Here is a 17323-nt window from a genome sequence, read left to right on the forward strand (position 1 = left end):
AGGTGGACTTCTCTTGCTTCGGGTATCATCCAGATCTTGAATCACGACTCACGATCCAAGAAAAGTGGGTACTAGATCGCCAAATTCGCCTAGCGCGGCGTCGACTGCATCGCTGGTCGGGATGGCAAGATCCTTGATCTGACGGAGGGCTTCGCCATGAGCAACGGACGCAGCGAGCGCCGCCTTGTTTGCAGCACCTGTAACGAAATCGTTGAATGCTCGCACACGAGCTGCAGCGCCGGCTGTCATTGGCTCCTGGCAGAGCATACAACGATCGCCTTCCTGGTCAGGCAAATGTTGGTGATCGGATTCGATGATAGTCGCTGCGTAGGCGCGCGCATGGTCGAACATGAGCCGCCAGGGAGAAAGGCCGACTCCGGCGAGCGGCATAGTCGCGAAGGCGCCCGACGCGGCGAGCTTCGTGGCCTGGGCGGTCGAATCGGCGGTCGCATATAGATCGCGATAGGCGTCAACGGCGGCAACGGAGAGCGCCTCATCGATCTGTCCCGACGCTGTCAGGAATTTTTGTAAAGCTGCCTTGGCGCGTCGGCGTTTTGCCGCCATCGTTGAAGGGTCGCTTGCCAGAGCCTGCTCGAGGCTGGCAAGCTCTGCCGTATCCTGCTCTGAGTCCGCCGCCAGCTTCCTGATTTCATCGGTGGAAGGCAATGCTTCCTTAGACTTTATTTCGAGGCGAGCGAAAAGCTTTGCGACTGCGCCGGCAGTCGTGTATCCGCCGGGCAGCGGTGTTTTCAGTTTCTTCTCAATCGCTTTGATTTCTTCCCGAAATTCTGCCTCCAGCTCACCGCGAATGAGGCCATGGCGTTCGAGAAGTGCGATGGCTGCCGGCAGAAAACCGATCCGATTTTGCTTGTCGACGTAAAGGCGCGCATTGGCGGAGTCGAAAACGGAGATCCGGGCGATTGGCGCAGGCGGTTGTGCTCCATCCTTCCAGGTGACGGGAGTGGGCTCCGTGGCGCCGTCTTCGAGAAACCGCACAAGCACTTCGGCCGGCGGTTTGACGCCGATCTCAAATACGTTGCCGAGAAGGTCGTCCGCTGTCAGGCTACGGCATAGTTTCTTGGCTATACGGCAATAGCCGCTTTTGCCGCTTCCGTTATCGCCATAGATGACGGTAACACCGTCGGTGGCGAAGCGCAGTTGCTGTTCTTCCGCGAGCCGGTTCAGGTGCTTGACAGGACCCAGCGAGCAGAGCACCGCGCGGGGCCCGTTCGAGTTGCTTGTCTTCAAATGCTCCGCCGCAAGCGGCGAGCACGTCGGCGCTGTATCCGACACAAATCCGCCTGCGTGGCGGACCCGAGCGGCCACGGCGCTCCTATCTTCCTGATCAAGCATGAAGCCGGGCTGTCCAGCGTGTCGTCTCAGGGCATCCCTGATCCATTCATGCTGCTTGTCCGCCCATTCCAGCAATCCAACCGCGGCCATCCTCGTCCCCCAGCCTTGTTATCGTTATATGTGTTGATCCGTTCCGATCTTGTGGATTCGCGTGCCGGGACAGACTTTCTTCGCAATGTCGCACAGGTGGTTGTGGTGCGTCAGGTAGATGACCTGGCCTGCCTCTGCCATGTCGGCGAATAGCCTGAATGCTTCTTCGGCGCGAAAATCGTCAAACGTCTCCATAATGTCGTCAGCAACGAACGGCACCGGACTGCGTGCTTGAACGAATTCGTGGTAGCCAGCCATGCGCAGGGCCAAATAGAGCTGAAAGCGCGTGCCTTTCGACAATTCGTGGGCGGATTTCGAGCCGCCGGCCGACGACAAGGCGATCAAGGTCTCGCCGTCCTTGGCGGGCTGGGCCGCGAGTCCACTGTAGTTGCCGCGACTCACTGTTCGGAATGCCGCAGAGGCGCGCGTCATCATCGAGCTGCGATGGTGCTCACGATAGGTGCGCAACGCCTGCTCCATGGCGATCATTCCCGCACGGAATTGCAGGTAGCGTCCTGCGCCGTCCTGGATTTCAAGGAGCGTCGTGCGGCGACGTTCCTCGATTTCCGCGACCTTCGAATCCCTTCCGATCGCCTCGACTTGATCAATCGCCTGGCTTCGCGTTGCGAATAGCTCGTGACAGCGCTTGTCCTGGTCGTCGAAACGGGCTTTCAGCTCAATCAACTCGGCCTCCAGCCCCGATCGATCGGCAGTAACGAGAAAGCGTTCGGCTTCAGTGACATCGGCCATGCGTAGTGCTTCGCGGATTTCAGCCTCCGCATCCTCGACATGCCCCTGCAGCTCACTTCGCTTGGCAACGTCTAGAAGTTTTCCGGCGACCTCGGCCAGGGAGGAAACTCCAAAGAACGATGTCATCCTGCTTTTCTGCTCTTTGTGAACCGCCAGCGTCTCGGCAAGCGACCGTTCCCTCTTCCGCGCGTCTTCGAGATTATCCATCGCCTTGGCGCGACGTGCGTGATCCGCGGCCGCATCGCGAACACGGTCACCGATATGCCGGGCCAGATCCAGCACTGTGCGTGAGGCAGCCGGAATCGACATCTCGCCGCAGATGCCCGCGACTTCATCGCCAAACGCGGTCTGGTCCTTCTCCATCTTTGCGATGCGATCGACCAAGCCCGCCTTCTTTTCGAGAGCCGGGCCAAGCTCGGCTGCGGCTGACAGGATCTCGCGCACGGTTGCAAGCGTCGGTATTTCCGCCGGCTCGCCGAGCCAGCATGCCTTGCACGCCGTCGCCCAGAACTTAGACCATATCTGCTCGTCTGCGCTCGACTGCTCTGCGGCGTGTTCGCGATGCAGCAGCTCACGCTTTCGTTCGCCTAGCGCAGCGCGCAACGCACGGATTACGCCGTCGCAGTCCAGAATCTCCTGAGCGGCCCCGAGTAGATCTTCGAATCCAGACTCAGGCCCATGGGAGAGGCCGACAGCATCGAGCGCGGTTTTCAGCCGGTCATGAGCCTCCTGCTCATCGGCCTTCGCCTCGCGTAGGTCGCGTTCAGCCGTGAGAACGGCTTCTCGTATGTCCAGTACCTTCTCGCGCCGCGCCAGCCACCTTTCGAGGTCTGTCAGCGCGACGTTGTCGCCAAATGACGTCGCCATTTCGCGAACGGCAGCAGCGATCTCATCACGGATTGACTGCACGGCCGCGGCAGCGGCGCCTTTGAGTTCGAGGGCCCGCCTCAACTCCGCTGTGGCAATCGAGAGTGAGTGAGCGATCTGATGCAGCTTCGCCAAATCTGACATGTGCACCTGGCGGTTGGATGTGATTATGTCGTCGCGCCGCAACGCGCGCTCGAACGCATCGGCTGATGCGGCCTCAAGATCGTGCCGGTGCGCTGACCACGCCTGCTCGCGCTCCATCCGGATGGCGGCCGCCTCTTGGTCGAAGATAATCCCCGTCATGCCGCCGATGGCATCACGCTCCGCCTCGAGCCGGCGTGTCTCGCTCGTCAGCCGCTCGACATCGCCAACATGGCGCCAGACGTCCTGCTCTGCATCATCAAGCGCTGTCTTCCATCCTCGGATCGTGTCCCCAGTTGGGCATCGCATCGCCAGGAGATCCTCGGTCTGGCCCTGCCAAGGATTTAACGTACGGAGGTGATCGGTCAGAGCAGTGATTGCCGCTTCCCGAGCCCTCTCCGCCAGATGGCGCCGGGCAACATGGTCGGCGTTGCTCGAAGCGGCGACGGCGGCCGTCAATCGGGGGATAGCATTGTGCCAGCCTTGGTCCGGTTCCGCCTCCTGTCCGGCTTCGCGTAGCGCTTTGTCGGCCTCCGTCAGACGGCGACGGGCATCAGCAAGCTCCGTCGTGGCAGTCCGGATGGCATTGTCAACGCCGGAACGGGATTCGACCAATTCGCGCAGGCGACCGATCGTCGAAGCGCCGAGCAAGAGCCGTCGGGGGTCCGTTTCCCCGTCCCGCTCCATCCTGATCAAGATGCCGGAGACGGCCAGATCTGCGGCTTGCAGTTGCAGCCGGCGGTCCGGGATATCCTTCTCAGCTGTCATATGACGGGCTCGCAGGTCGGCCAGCCGCTCCATTCTGCTGACCAGCTGCAATGCCGGCTCGTCAATGACGATCGACTCCACTTCAGCGCCGAGTCTCTCCACCTCGTCGGAAATCGCTTGCGTTTGCACACCGAGCTCGATCTCCTGCTTCTGCAGCGTCGGCAGGTCCCCGCTCCAGGATGCAGGCGGAACGGGCAGCTCGGCGAGCCGCTGGAGGCGTTCGCGGACCGCTTGGAGCGCGGCGAGACGCGGCAAAGCGGCAAGATGACGCTGAATTTCATCGAGTCGCGCCTGGATGCGCGTGCGTTCACCAATCGCGTCGTCATAATGTGACGAAGCCCGGTCGCGAACGTCGATGAGCCGCGCGTAGTCGGATGCCAGCGTATCGAACCGCTCGCGTTCGGCCTTCAATTCGGCGAGACGCGTTTTGAGATCGGCGAGAATCCCGCTCCGCGAGCGATGTTTATAAAAGCCATCAGCCTCTGCGCTGAGGTCGAGCAACTTGCGGCTGAGATCGGAAAGGCCCGCGCTGGCCGAAAACAACAGCTCTCCAAGGTCGCCCTTGCTGGCGAGAATGCTCTCGCCCCCTTTCTCCAGGGTGTCGTCATCGAGCGAAAACATGGTGCGATATGACTCACGATCGATGCCGCCCAGTTCGCTACGGATGACGCTTTCGGCAATCGGTCGATCGTCGGAATCAAGCAGGCTGTTCTGCGGCCGCTTGATGCGGACGAGCTCCCGGGCTTCGGCGGCGAACTCGAGGACGCCGCCCACCCTCATGGTTGGATAGGGATGCAGGAAGCCGAATGGATTCTGCGTGCCCATTCCGAACAGCAGATCGAGAAAAGCCGCGAGAGCCGTTGATTTTCCCGCCTCGTTGGGACCGTAGACGATGTGCAGGTCGGGTGAGTCCTTTGCCTTTTCACCGAAATCAATGCTCTGACCTGTGAAGTTCCCGAAGCGAGTGAGATCGAGGCGTTTGAGGCGCATGAGCTAGGCACTCTTTTCGGATGAACGGAGCCGCGCAAGCACATCTTCAGTGCCTTCTTTCGCCAGAAGCGCAAGGCCAGCCTTGAAGGCCGCCTCGTCGGTGCCCAGGGTGTCACGGCATTCCTGCGGGAGCTGGGATCTCAGCTCGTTGGCGATTGCGACGAGTTCTGCACGAAAGCCCTCGGACCGAAGCACGTCCTCCTCAATGAGGCGCCGCAGTTCCACGAGCGCATCGGCAGCGAACTCGGTCGTCTCGGTCGCGGAATGGGTGGCCACTTCGAGCTTTTCGATCCAGCACGCGCCGATCAGCGATCCACGATCGTCCGCCTCGGTCTTCAGGAGATCGAGGTCGCGTCGAATACGCCAAGACAACGGGGTGGCGCCGGTCACGCGCAGCCGGACGACGAGATGTTCAGAGGCGACGGAATCACGCGTCTGCTCGAGCGAACGCGTCACAGCAGCTACAAGATCCCCCCAGTCATCGAGGCCGGTGGCGTCGACCGAGACGCGCTCAAATTGTGCGATACTGGTGACACGCTCCTCGATGTGGATGGATCGATCGTCCAGAATGGTGACGAGACTCACCGATTTTGCACCCGACTCATTGATGTCTCGCCCTTGCGGCATGCCCGGCATGACGATCGCGCAGGCTCCTTTCAGGATCGATCGTTTGTGCATGTGGCCCAGCGCCCAATATTGGAAGCCAGTGGCGTGCAAGTCAGCATGACTACAAGGCGCATAAGGATCGTGGCCGGAGGCGCCGGCAAGGCTCGTATGCAAAATGCCGATATTGACGGCTCCGGCGACCGCCGGCTTGTACTTTGCCAGCAAGCTTTCAGGCGCGTGTGGCTGCGCAAAACTTAGACCATGGATGGCGACTGCGAAATGGCCCGCATCTCGATCGACCGCCACGGCTTCAGCGCGTCCGCCGAAGACCTTCACCCGATTCCGGAAAAGTTAATTCCTTCGTTATTCGTGAAAGCGCGTCATGATTGCCGCGAATAATGAAGACACGAATCCCGGCCTGATGTAGCCGCCGCAGCTGCTCGGCCAGGAAACGGGCCGTCTTCATCGACGTCTGATCGCCATCGTAAAGATCGCCCGCCAGGACCAGCGCGTCGACGCGTTCTCCCAGGCACAAATCGACGATCCGCACAAAGGCCCGACGCGTGGCGTTCCCGATTAGGTTGGCAAGATCGGGATTGCGCAGGGCAAGCGAACGAAGCGGAGAATCGAGATGGACGTCCGCGGCGTGGACGAAGCGATACGATGTGATATTCCCCTCCCCCTTATAGCTCAATTGGACTGCCGCGGGCCTAACGGTCAACGTCATAAAAAATGGATCGCCTCCCGGGCGCTAGGACCGGTGCAGGTTTTGCTTCTTTTTCACGGGCGACCGGAGACATATAGCTCCATTGGGCTGAGTGATCGGGCTTGTCTTCCGCTTCTTTTCGTTCGGTGATCTCTGCGATCGCGCGCGCCATAGCCTGCCGCGCTTCATCGATTAGCCCCCGCGTTGACGCGTCCAGCCCCTCCAAATCCTCCAGTATATCGAGGCCACGGAAATAGTTCTCGAAATGCGATTCGGGATCATCGTTGAGGTCGGCGTCCTCCGCAATAGTCGCTACGCGCATCGGGATATCAACCAAAGTCTCAGAGCGCAACTTGACACCCAGCTCGACAACTTGCTGCGGCGGCATCAAACGTAGGATTTCATCGTCTTCGAAGAACGATAAATCGAAATTGTCTAAAGCAGTGTCCTGAAGGCGGAGCGCTGTTCGACCCTGATCGTATTCATCCAGCCAACCCAAACGGTAGGCGCAGCCTGCTGGTGGTACCGTCGGTTGCGCGGACCGCATTGCCGTTTCATCTGCTCGTCACCGAGAAGCCGCAGGCTGCCATCCCGGACACGCTCGAAGGCTATCGAGGTGCCGCCTGGCTGCTGCGGCGTCAGGCCGTCTTGGTGCTGCCGTCGGTGGTCAGCCTGAAATCGCTGCGCGCCTTCGCGCGTCGGGATCAAAGCGTGAAGCCGATGACCGGCTTCGGCGATCCCGTGTTCAATCCCGCACTGGAAGGGCGCGCCGCGAACGGCAAGGTCGCCGCGCGCAGCATCGCGACCATTGCCTATAGCGATTTCTGGCGCGGTGCCGGCGTCGATCGCGCGCGGCTTGCGCAGGCGTTGCCGCAACTGCCCGACACCGCCGACGAGTTGAACGCGGTGGCCAGGGATGTCGGCGCTGCCGAGGCCGATATTCATCTCGGCCGCGACGCCAGCGAGACGACGCTCAAGCGTGCAGCGCTTGCTCAATACGGCATCATCTACTTTGCCACCCACGGCCTCGTTGCCGGCGACATCAAGGGACTGGGTGAGCCCTCGCTCGCGCTCTCGATTCCCGATCAGCCCACGGAGTTCGACGACGGTCTGCTCACCGCAAGTGAAGTCGCTCAGCTCAAGCTCAATGCGGATTGGGTTGTGCTGTCGGCCTGCAACACCATCGCAGGCGACAAGCCCGGCGCCGAGGCCCTGTCGGGACTGGCGCGCTCGTTCTTCTATGCCGGTGCCCGCGCGCTGCTGGTCTCGCATTGGGTCGTGGATTCGGAAGCTGCCACACGCCTGACCACGACGACTTTCGAGCTGCTCAAAAACGAACCAAAAATCGGGCGTGCCGAAGCCTTGCGCCGCGCAATGTTAGCCTATGTTGACGACACCTCGTCACCGCGCAACGCCTATCCTGCGATGTGGGGGCCCTTCGCGCTCATCGGCGAAGGCGAGGTACGATAGGGTGGCCTTAGAATTTTCATCGAGACCGTCTTCGGCATTGTGCGCGCAATAACCTCGGGAAACGGCGAAACGCGCATTTGGTTGCGCGATCATTCGTGATTTTTTGATGCATCTGCTCAGAGCTGACATGCGCGACGTTTGGCGCGGTCCTTGAATAAACCAAATCCTAGGGGATCAGCTTGGCAACGCCAGCGTTCATCAGTATTAGGTCGTTCCAACCGAGGCCGAACGGCCTGTAATCACGGTGACCGCGGCGGCGCCAAGCATGATCGCGCTGAGTGGGTTCTAGGAGGATTTTTCGTGCAAGAGACGGGCGTGCGCAACGGTGCCTTCGGCGCCGACAAATTCGGCTTAAAGAATCTCAAGCAGGTTCACTGGAACCTCGGTGCGCCGCAACTCTATCAATACTCGCTCTCCGCGGGCGAGGCGGTGCTGTCGGCCGATGGCGCGCTCTGCGCCGACACCGGCGAGTTCACCGGCCGCAGCCCCAAGGACAAATTCACGGTGCGTGACGCCACCACCGACAAGAAGATGTGGTGGGCCGGCAACCAGTCGATCACTGCAGAGCAGTTCGAGACGCTCTACCAGGATTTCCTCAAGCACGCCGAAGGCAAGTCGCTGTTCGCGCAGGACCTCTATGGCGGCGCCGATCCGGCGTATCGCATCAAGACCCGCGTCTTCACCGAGCTCGCCTGGCACTCGCTGTTCATCCGCACGCTGCTGATCCGTCCCGACGCGATCGAGCTCCCGGCGTTCGTGCCCGAGCTTACCATCATCGACATGCCGAGCTTCCGCGCCGATCCGAAGCGCCATGGCTGCAAGTCGGAGAACGTCGTCGCGATCGATTTCGCCCGCAAGATCGTGCTGATCGCCGGCTCCTATTATGCCGGCGAGATGAAGAAGTCGGTCTTCACCACGCTGAACTATTATCTGCCCGAGCGCGGCGTGATGCCGATGCATTGCTCGGCCAATGTCGGCGCCAAGGGTGACGCCGCGATCTTCTTCGGCCTGTCCGGCACCGGCAAGACCACGCTGTCCGCCGATCCGAACCGCACGCTGATCGGCGATGACGAGCACGGCTGGGGCCCGAACGGCGTCTTTAACTTCGAAGGCGGCTGCTACGCCAAGTGCATCAAGCTGTCGCAGGAAGCCGAGCCCGAGATCTACGCCGCCTCGACCCGCTTCGGCGCGGTGCTCGAGAATTGCGTACTCGACGAAGACACCCGCGTGGTCGATTTCGACGACGGCTCCAAGACCGAGAACACGCGCTCGGCCTATCCGCTCGAATTCATCCCGAACGCCTCGCGCACCGGCCGCGCGCCGCAGCCGAAGAACGTGGTGATGCTCGCCGCCGATGCCTTCGGCGTGCTGCCGCCGATCGCCAAGCTCTCGCCGGCGCAGGCGATGTATCACTTCCTCTCGGGCTACACCGCCAAGGTCGCCGGCACCGAGCGTGGTCTCGGCAATGAGCCGCAGCCGGAATTCTCGACCTGCTTCGGCTCGCCCTTCCTGCCGCTCGATCCATCCGTCTACGGCAACATGCTGCGCGACCTGATCGCCCAGCACAATGTCGACTGCTGGCTGGTCAACACCGGCTGGACCGGCGGCAAGTACGGCACCGGCTCGCGCATGCCGATCAAGGTGACGCGCGCGCTGCTGACCGCTGCGCTCGACGGCTCGCTTCGCAACGTCGAATTCCGCACCGATAAATATTTCGGCTTCGCGGTCCCGACCGCGCTGCCGGGCGTGCCGAGCGAGATCCTCAACCCGGTCAACACCTGGAAGGACAAGGACGAGTTCGACAAGACCGCCCGCGCGCTGGTCGGCATGTTCCAGAAGAACTTTGCCAAGTTCGAAGCCCAGGTCGACGCCGAGGTCCGCGCCGCAGCGCCGGACGTGAAGCTCGCGGCGGAGTAGTTTCTCTCTGTAGTCGTCCGTTAAAAAGCCGGTTGAGGCGGTGATCGGTCGCTGGCAGCAGCGATGAGGGCGGTCAGGATCAGGCACCAAAGAGCCCTGAGCCAGGCGAGGATGCGGCGGAAGTTGTGGCCGACGGCGGAGAGGATGACGTTGGCGGCGTCTCCTGCGCGGCCTTTGAGGTAGCAGCGGCCGAGGTGACCATCGGTCTTCAGGTGCCCGATGATGGGTTCGATGGCGGAGCGGCGGCGTAGCTCGCGCTTGATGACACCGAAGACGCCGCGCTTTTGACCCGAAATGAAGACGCGACGGGGATTCTGTGCGTCGTGGCCGCGATATCCCTTGTCGACATAGGCCCGCTCGATCGCACAGCCGGTGAGCGTCTCGGTGCGGTCGATGACGTCGCGCAAGGTGTGACCGTCGTACGGGTTGTCGGGCAGCGCCCTGGCGTGCAGCACGAACAGGCCACCGGGAGCACGGCGGTTGTTGGTGACGATGGAGGCTTTGACACCGAACTCGTAAGGCGCGGCTGCCTTGCCCTTGCCGATGCACTCCACCTCCGGGGCGTGGAAGGAGTAAAGCTTCCAGCCGCGCTGGCGCTGCTGCTGCGAGCGGATCTGCGAAGCCCGGCTGAGCGGGAGGGCGAACGCGTTCTCGAGAACCGCCTGCCCTTCGATCTTGCGGCGGATATCGCGGATGATCCGGCCCAGCCGGCTGCGCAGGATGCGCAACTGCCGCTGATGCCGCTTGAATTGCTTGGCATGGGCGTAGCGCCCCGCCATCATTGCCGCGGTCTTGGCGATGCGAAGATAGGACTGCCGCAACCTGACCCCGTGCTTCCTCGCCAGGCGGTTGAGCCCCTTGATCGCCGCGTGCAGCAGCTTGGCATCGGTCGGGAAGGTGATGGCCTTCGGCTGCACGGTGGTATCGACCGTGACCCGCTTGAGGTCCTGGCTGCGTAAGGCGCCGGCTTCGTGCGCCACCCGCAGGCTCTCGGCCAGCAGCAGCTCCAGCTTGTCGCCGAGCCGCTTGCGCCAATGGCTCAGGTCCGAGCGTTCGTGCGGGAAAGCGTGCCGGAAAAACTCTTCGCCGGTGAAGAACTGGAAATAAGGGTCGTGGACCCAGCGCTCGCACACCCCCTCATCGGACAGCCCGTAGATATGCTTGAGCAACAACAGCCCGATCATGAAGCGGGTCTCGATCCCCGGCCGGCCGTTCTCGCTGTAGAGCGGCGCGATCTCGCCGTCGATCCAGTCCCAATCGATCTTGCCGGCAAGCAGAACCAACTCGTGCTTCAGATTGATGATCTGGTCCAGCCGCGCCCGGAACAGATCGTTCGATCCCGTCGTCTTGTGCTTCTTCGGCCGCATCGTTCCCTCCGATGCACCACAGAATCATGGGCCGCAGGGAAAGGGAATCCAAAAGCGAAATTGCAGGGTTTGGCGGCTTCAACCTCCCATTCCCTGCAATCTCAAACCGCCTCGAATCCGAAAAAGAGACTCCTGCTCAATCGCTTAGAACCTTCTTCACGGACGACGTTGTAGTCACGAATAGCAGCGCCAATGGCCCGGCAAATCTCGGTGATGTCGGAATTCTCAAAGGCACGATAGATGTGATCAGCCGCCTCGCGACGGCTTAGCAGCTTGAGAGACCTTTCGGACATGCCCTCTCCACAAAAAAGGCCGGCATCTCTGCCGGCCTAATTTACTGGAGAAAAGATGATAGGACGAGGCCTAGTATCTCGCCGCCACCGGCGCACCGTACCCGCCGAAGCGATAATTGACGCGTAGTGTGACCATGTCTACGTCTTGGCTGATCCGGTTCAGCGCGCCAGCAACGACGGGGTTGGCTACCGAGAACGAGTTGTTGGCGTCGCCCATGAACAGATGATCGTACTCGATGCCGGCTGACCAGTTCGGTGCGAAACCATACTCCCAGCCGACACCCACGGTCCCACCCCAGCGTGTTGCGCTTGCGGCTGCCAGTTCAGTCCCTGTGAGCGTGTCGAGGATGCTGAAGCGGTTGCTTGTCACCGCCGCGCCGCCCTTGACGTAGAGCAAGGAAGCGTTCCAGGAGTAGCCGATCTGGCCGGTGAACAGCCCGATGCCGTCCGTTTTCGCGCGGGTCGAGAACGCAGGGTTGATCAGGCTGACACGCTGGCTGCTGAGGTCGGCCCAGTCACCTTGAGCTTCCAATCCAAACACCCACTGGCTGGCCTGCCAACGATACCCGACCTGACCGCCGACAAGACCACCAGAGCGCTCGCGACAGCCGTCAGCGAATACCACGCCGGCCACGCCGACGAAGTCCCAGCAATTGCGGCTCTGACCCCAGCCACCGTTCGCACCGATGTAGAACCCGGTCCAATCGTAGATCGGCGCAACCACCGGGGGCGCCTTAGTGTAGGGACGGGCCGCTATATCCGCAGCGCTCGCAGGAGCTGACATGCTCAGCGCCACAGCGCCAATTGCACCAACCAAAGTCTTCTTCATTTGATTTCCCCCACTCCGCTTCCGTTGTCCCCGAAGCGTCAGGCTAGGCAGGAGCGCCCACTTTTCACGATTCCGCTCACTTTTAGCCCAGATGCTGCCGACACGATGTAGCGGGGAAGCCACACTTGCGGGCCAAATTCGCCGCGGAATTCTAAATCCGTTTAAGAAAGAGATACCGTCGCTGCCCAGAATTACCGCCTCGCCGTCAATGACGAAATGCTTCTGCCGGTTCTTCAGAGCCGCCTCAGCGCCAAGGGTAGGCTTGCTCCAGTCGCCGGTCCTGACGGGACCTGCTTGCCGGCGGTCGCCAAACAGAGTTCGTATGCCATACACGTAATGTCGAGATAGGCGTCGGCCCGCGAACATGCGAGTCTAGCAGCCTTTTCATGGCGTGTCGGAACCAGGGAGGGAGCCGATGTGCACAGCATTGCCCTACGTGGGAGTTGGCATCTGCTGTCTCTTGCTGTCTCTTACGGCGTGGTTGGCATTGGGACTGGTGTTCTAAGCCCGGGGGACGCTCGAAGTGGCATGCATCGGCGAAGGAACGCGCCACAAATGGACCGCGGGAGAACGTGTGGTCGTTTGCGACACGGCGGGACCGCGTCTCAGCGGCAAGCAAGGAGTCGTTCTCGGGTTCGGGGCTACGCAGAGCAGGCTTCGCGTCTTGCTCGACGGTTCGAGGGGGCCGATCACGCTACACCTGACCTTCGTCAATCAAGTGACGCAACTGGATGGAGCATCAGAACGATGCGAAGATGCGGGTGGCGCGCAACGGCCCGCTCGGTGGTGACTATCCCTTGTCCTTTGATTCGGAGTTGAGGAGCGGCAAAGTCGGCAGATCGATCGGCTCGTCCGGCGGCGGATCGACCTTGTCCGCTTTACTTCTGCTGACAAGGACGCCAATAAAGCCGGCGACCACCAGCAGGGCTCCTGCAATCATCAGCCAGTGTGGTAATTCCAACAGTGCCATTTGTGAGTACGCAGCTTCGAGCAAATAACTCAAAACGCCCCCTCGTCAGGCTGACCCGCCCCGCTCAGTCCGAGGGGGCGGCGCTGGATAAGCGAGGCTCTCGACAGCCGACCTTTCCTCGCTCAGCCGCTGTTCCAAAAATCGGCGCTCAAGGTCTGAGAGATTGGTTTTCAGCAGCCGCCGATATCGGCTGATGTTGCTGTCATGGGCGCGCAGACGGGCGACTTTTTCGTCGGTCACGGTGCCTCCGTATGGATAAAAGAAATCTACAGAGAACGGAAAAGTTATCGACGGCGCTCAACGCCTATATGCGCACAAGTTTCGTGCCTAGCCTTTAAACCGTCAACAAGCTCCGATGGTTCGCAGCTTCGCGGTACTGCCTAGTTTTCCCGGTCACCTACATTCCAGCTACTTCAGTTTGTTAGAGCTGGCCCCGCAAATTCGGACAGTAGCTTGAGTGGATTTTCTGCCTGACAGCGGCGAGGATTCTTGCCGCGAATCAGGAGCGAAGATGACGAAGAAGAGCCGCCGGACGCATTCTCCGGCATTCAAGGCGAAGGTTGCTTTGGCTGCGGTCAAAGGCGACTGCGGATTCCGATTTATGCCGGCCGGGTATTCCGACGTGAGGCCGGCCACCGTTCCGATTTGAAGCCGGCCACCATTCCGAAATGAAACCGGCCGGCATTCCGATTTGAAGCCGGCCGGGGTTTTGGTAGTCGGCGTTTTCGTTTTGGTCAGTCCCTCAGGCATCAAGTCCCTCGTTGATCAACGAGGGGAAGCGGATGCCGGCCAAGAGAGAACTGACCATGCGACAGATACGACAGATGCTGCGGCTTACCCGTGATGGGGTGAGCGCCCGGGAGATCGGGCGCACGCTCGGCGTGCTTCGACAGCCACGCCTGAACGGTCGCCGTTTCCCGGTCGGGCAGCAAGGCAACGATCCGCCGACGCTCCAAATCGCACACGATGGTCCCGTACCGACGGTTTCTCCGGAACGCCCAGTCATCGATACCCACAACCAGCAATGGATCCGTCGGCATCGCCGTCCGCTGGCGGACCACCCGCAGCAAGGTATCGTTGCTGACAGGCAGCATGAGCCGCTTGGCGAAGCTTGCTGCCGGCCGGCCGCCGAGCGCCAACCCCAGGTGATGGACAATGTGTTCGAGCCGTGCCGTCCGACGCCGTCGAAGCGGAACGACGTCTTCTCCGAACCGCTCCGCGAAGATCCGCCGGCGGCAATGCGGCACCTCGCATGTGAAGCGCCGCGTGAGTAATCGGAGGCGCACCTTTCTGCCCGCTGATGGCAAATCGGCAACGTGCCGGACGTAGCGGCTATGGATGCGGCCCGACGCTGTCGCGCACAAAGGGCACTGAGCCTCCGCAGCTTCCGACCTAACAGCCGGGGATGTCCCGGGTTCTGTTGAATTTCTGAAGAGGTCGGCGTTGCCCACCTTGAGCCGGTAGGCTCGGGGTGCTGATTCCACAAAGGAGAGCAACGCCATGACGAGAGATATCACACCGGCTGGTCCGCCGGCGACTGGGGCTGTGGACGAAGCGTTTGCAGAGGTGCGGGCGAGCTTCGATCGGTTCTGCCTTGCGGCAGGGATCGAGGCGCTCGGCACGATGATGGAGGCGGATGTCACGGCGGCCTGCGGGCCGCGCCACGATCGCGACGCGGCGCGGCGGGCGCACCGTTGGGGCCGAACGCGGGGACGGATCGGCTTCCACGGCGGCAAGATCGAGGTCGAGCGCCCGCGGGTTCGGGGCGTGGACGGCCGCGAGGTCACGATTCCGAGCTGGGAAACGGCGGCGCAGGAGGACTGGCTCGGTCGCTGACGGTATCCGCCTCACGCGAGCTGCCCCGCCGAAAGCCCGATTGCAGCCCTGCTGCCTCTTCAGCCACGTTCAGGATAAATGCGTACGCGCTGGCGGCCCTCGCTTTCCATCAACTCGCCCCTGTAAGGCACTCCGCGGATCTCGAAATAGGTTGGCTGCCCCTCCTGCGGCAGGATGCCCTGGCCTTCCAGGGCTTGGACGAGGTAAGGTGGAAGGAATCGCTCTCGGTGCTCCCATCCCCCTTGGATCAGATACCCAAGATCAACTGGTCCCTCACCGGATTGCGCGGCTGGCACGATCGGCCGGGGACGATAGAGCGACTGAGACGGGCCAGGTTCATCCGGCTGGCTCACGCGGGGATGATGGATCAGGCGAACATCCCGGCGGCCTCCCGGTCCCAACGTAGCCGAATAGCGCTCCCCATTGATCGCAAACTGACTTGGCCCGATCTGGTTTGGCAGCAGATTAATATTACCCAATACATCGATCAACACGTCTGAAGCCGCCTGGGAGCCGTGGCGCCAGTCGGCGCCAACGATCGCTCCAATATCCCGCAGCTCCGGAGCCGCCCCGGTCGGTCTTGCGAACGACGAGGCGGCTGCAAATTCAGGTGCTGGCGCAGAGCTTGCATCGTCACGCAAGTCGTGGGGTGTGGGTGGATCCAGATCAACGAAGGAGTCGAGACCGCCGTAGATGTTTGACGATCGGGGCCTCACGGACGACGGCGATGCGGGTTCTTGCATCTGTTGCCCAAGCCAGGCCCAGGCTCCCTGGCTCGGGGTGGCCGGAGTAGCAGGAAGCTCGAGCGGCGGATGAGCTTGCGCGGCCCAGTGCGGCGCTGCCACTGGTGAGGCGGGTTCGTGAATTTGCTCGCCAAGCCAATCCCAGGCTCCCGCGCTGGGCGTCGCCGGCGTTGCGGGAAGCTGCTGCGACGAACCGGCCTGCCAATCGCTGGGCGGCGCTGGCATCGATATGGTGGGCCCGTGGATCTGCTCGCTAAGCCAATCCCAGGCTCCCGCGCTCGGGGTAGCTGGCGTTGCGGGAGGCTCCTGCAGTGAGTGCGGCTGTCGAGCAGCTTCCCAAGAAGGCTGGCCCGGATCCTCAGGAGGCCGCAATCCAAGCGCCCTGTTCGCCTCCAGAATTTGCTTGTATTGGCCAAGCCTGACCAGGTCAGAGTTGATCTTGCTGTCGTTGGTTTCGCGCCTGTACTCCTCGACATCCTGGATAAACGCGAGGGTGGAAAGTCGGCCGTCCATCGGTGGCCTATCATGCGTCTGCAGCCACTCACTCAACCTAGACATGCGGCGAGCTTGCCTGTCGATTGTCGTCGGGTCGATCCTGTCTGTTGCCTTTTCCGCCGCCGCCCACATGCTGATGAGGGTTGCGTCCGCACCATGAGGCGCCAGTCGGCGGATATTGGCCGCCAGGGCGTTTCCGGCACCGACCTGACGGAGCTTCTTCAAGGCAGCTTTGATGCGCCTGCCGCGGTCCTTTGCGTAGGTGTCGACATCCTCATCGAGCTCAGCCTCCAGCTGGTGGTTTTCCACCCGCGGATTTTCCAGCTGCGCGTTTTCCAATTCCCGGCGAATTCGATCGGCGATTGAGGGCCTGCCGGCCGTGCTTAGGCGCGCGCTCAGATGGCGCAAATCGGCTGCCGCATTGCGGATCGTGCTGTCGCTGAGGTCACCCGCCGCGTTGTTTCTGAAATCATTTATGAGCACCTCGTCCGCCTCAGGGACAGGCCCCCCCCGCGTCCGGCCCGGATGCCTAGCATAGTCAATCCGAAGATTCGTGGAAAAGGCACCCCCCTGTTCCGCGTCGTGCGAGGACCTTTCGCTGCTGCTCCCGCCAAAAGCCTTGCCAAGCCCCGACTTGAAGCGTGACCACAATCCGCGACTTTTGCCGCTCCTGGCCGCAACCGCAGGCTCTGCGTCCGGAAAGCTGTAGCGTGCGCTGCTGAACGGATCATCCCGCAAACTGGACTGCGGCACTTGCGCCGAAGCTGGAGGCTGAAAGCGGGAAATGTCTACGCTCCGGCGCGAATCGGCCAGCGCACTCTCCCTGAAAGCGGGGCGCGGCGGCATCCTCATCGAGCCGCCGAAATCGTCCCGCCGGATCGGCCGCCCACCTCCCGCCGAAGCCCGATCAGGCGAAGTTGACCTCGCCTCATCAGACGAATCGAGATGCAAACCCTCCATCAGCTGCTCAAAGTCGCCTTGCTCGCTTGGGGCGCCCGCTCGCTGCCCCACCTGCCCCTGCAGGGCGGCGTACTCCCGCATCCAGGCTCCAGAATCGAAGAATCGGTCAACCGGATCCATCCTGCTCTCCTTCATGTTGGTACAGTCCTGCGGCAATCCGTGCAGCCAGCAT

At 61.8% G+C, this 17323-nt stretch carries 10 protein-coding genes and 4 pseudogenes; 3 read left to right on the plus strand and 11 right to left on the minus strand.

Annotated elements, in window-relative coordinates; translation table 11 throughout:
- Window positions 1-48 precede the first annotated feature (48 nt).
- The 4 genes and pseudogenes from AC0L3A_RS33180 to AC0L3A_RS33195 form a co-directional block, all read right to left on the minus strand.
- Complete coding sequence (locus AC0L3A_RS33180) at window positions 49-1443, minus strand: hypothetical protein (RefSeq protein ID WP_473255934.1); 1395 nt, start codon at window positions 1441-1443, stop codon at window positions 49-51.
- A gap of 24 nt (window positions 1444-1467) precedes the next feature.
- Entirely contained in the window at window positions 1468-4959 is a 3492-nt protein-coding gene (locus AC0L3A_RS33185) for an ATP-binding protein (RefSeq protein ID WP_473255935.1), read from the minus strand.
- A 3-nt stretch (window positions 4960-4962) separates the two neighbouring features.
- Window positions 4963-6235: pseudogene (locus tag AC0L3A_RS33190) on the minus strand (metallophosphoesterase family protein).
- A gap of 40 nt (window positions 6236-6275) precedes the next feature.
- Window positions 6276-6818: a hypothetical protein gene (locus AC0L3A_RS33195; protein WP_473255936.1), complete on the minus strand. Its 543-nt coding sequence runs from the start codon at window positions 6816-6818 to the stop codon at window positions 6276-6278.
- Between AC0L3A_RS33195 and AC0L3A_RS33200 the strand changes: the two are divergent.
- Together AC0L3A_RS33200 and AC0L3A_RS33205 are read left to right on the plus strand one after the other, a co-directional pair.
- Window positions 6776-7741: pseudogene (locus AC0L3A_RS33200) on the plus strand (CHAT domain-containing protein); the annotation flags it as partial. The gene AC0L3A_RS33195 and the pseudogene AC0L3A_RS33200 sit on opposite strands and share 43 nt — an antisense overlap.
- 300 nt (window positions 7742-8041) lie before the next feature.
- Window positions 8042-9658 carry a phosphoenolpyruvate carboxykinase gene (locus AC0L3A_RS33205; protein WP_473255937.1) on the plus strand — a complete coding sequence of 539 codons (1617 nt, stop codon included), beginning with the start codon at window positions 8042-8044 and terminating at the stop codon, window positions 9656-9658.
- A 20-nt stretch (window positions 9659-9678) separates the two neighbouring features.
- Here the strand turns inward: AC0L3A_RS33205 and AC0L3A_RS33210 are convergent, their stop codons facing one another.
- The 6 genes and pseudogenes from AC0L3A_RS33210 to AC0L3A_RS33235 form a co-directional block, all read right to left on the minus strand.
- The gene (locus AC0L3A_RS33210) at window positions 9679-11025 is read right to left on the minus strand and encodes an IS5 family transposase (RefSeq protein WP_473255938.1); all 1347 of its coding nucleotides are present in this window, start codon (window positions 11023-11025) and stop codon (window positions 9679-9681) included.
- A 101-nt stretch (window positions 11026-11126) separates the two neighbouring features.
- On the minus strand, window positions 11127-11318 hold the full coding sequence (locus tag AC0L3A_RS33215) for a hypothetical protein (protein WP_473255939.1): 192 nt from the start codon (window positions 11316-11318) through the stop codon (window positions 11127-11129).
- Window positions 11319-11388: 70 nt separating this feature from the next.
- The gene (locus AC0L3A_RS33220; protein WP_473255940.1) at window positions 11389-12147 is read right to left on the minus strand and encodes an outer membrane protein; all 759 of its coding nucleotides are present in this window, start codon (window positions 12145-12147) and stop codon (window positions 11389-11391) included.
- A gap of 790 nt (window positions 12148-12937) precedes the next feature.
- Complete coding sequence (locus AC0L3A_RS33225) at window positions 12938-13150, minus strand: hypothetical protein (RefSeq protein ID WP_473255941.1); 213 nt, start codon at window positions 13148-13150, stop codon at window positions 12938-12940.
- Between the two features lie 375 nt (window positions 13151-13525).
- On the minus strand, window positions 13526-13867 hold the full coding sequence (locus tag AC0L3A_RS33230) for a hypothetical protein (RefSeq protein ID WP_473255962.1): 342 nt from the start codon (window positions 13865-13867) through the stop codon (window positions 13526-13528).
- Window positions 13868-13995: 128 nt separating this feature from the next.
- A pseudogene (locus AC0L3A_RS33235) lies at window positions 13996-14514 on the minus strand (transposase family protein); the annotation flags it as partial.
- A 103-nt stretch (window positions 14515-14617) separates the two neighbouring features.
- Here AC0L3A_RS33235 and AC0L3A_RS33240 point away from each other — a divergent pair.
- Window positions 14618-14950: pseudogene (locus AC0L3A_RS33240) on the plus strand (IS256 family transposase); the annotation flags it as partial.
- A 62-nt stretch (window positions 14951-15012) separates the two neighbouring features.
- On the opposite strand, the gene AC0L3A_RS33245 reads toward AC0L3A_RS33240, so the two are convergent.
- Window positions 15013-17271 (minus strand): hypothetical protein, encoded by a 2259-nt coding sequence (locus tag AC0L3A_RS33245; protein WP_473255942.1) that lies wholly within the window; start codon window positions 17269-17271, stop codon window positions 15013-15015.
- Window positions 17272-17323: the final 52 nt, after the last annotated feature.

This window comes from Bradyrhizobium sp. MI1.3, from assembly GCF_055811695.1.

Coding starts and splice junctions, on each gene's coding strand:
- AC0L3A_RS33180 (WP_473255934.1), bottom strand. CDS start 1,443: ATGGCCGCGGTTGGATTGCTGGAATGGGCGGACAAGCAGCATGAATGG.
- AC0L3A_RS33185 (WP_473255935.1), bottom strand. CDS start 4,959: ATGCGCCTCAAACGCCTCGATCTCACTCGCTTCGGGAACTTCACAGGT.
- AC0L3A_RS33195 (WP_473255936.1), bottom strand. CDS start 6,818: ATGCGGTCCGCGCAACCGACGGTACCACCAGCAGGCTGCGCCTACCGT.
- AC0L3A_RS33210 (WP_473255938.1), bottom strand. CDS start 11,025: ATGCGGCCGAAGAAGCACAAGACGACGGGATCGAACGATCTGTTCCGG.
- AC0L3A_RS33215 (WP_473255939.1), bottom strand. CDS start 11,318: ATGTCCGAAAGGTCTCTCAAGCTGCTAAGCCGTCGCGAGGCGGCTGAT.
- AC0L3A_RS33220 (WP_473255940.1), bottom strand. CDS start 12,147: ATGAAGAAGACTTTGGTTGGTGCAATTGGCGCTGTGGCGCTGAGCATG.
- AC0L3A_RS33230 (WP_473255962.1), bottom strand. CDS start 13,867: ATGCCTGAGGGACTGACCAAAACGAAAACGCCGACTACCAAAACCCCG.
- AC0L3A_RS33245 (WP_473255942.1), bottom strand. CDS start 17,271: ATGGATCCGGTTGACCGATTCTTCGATTCTGGAGCCTGGATGCGGGAG.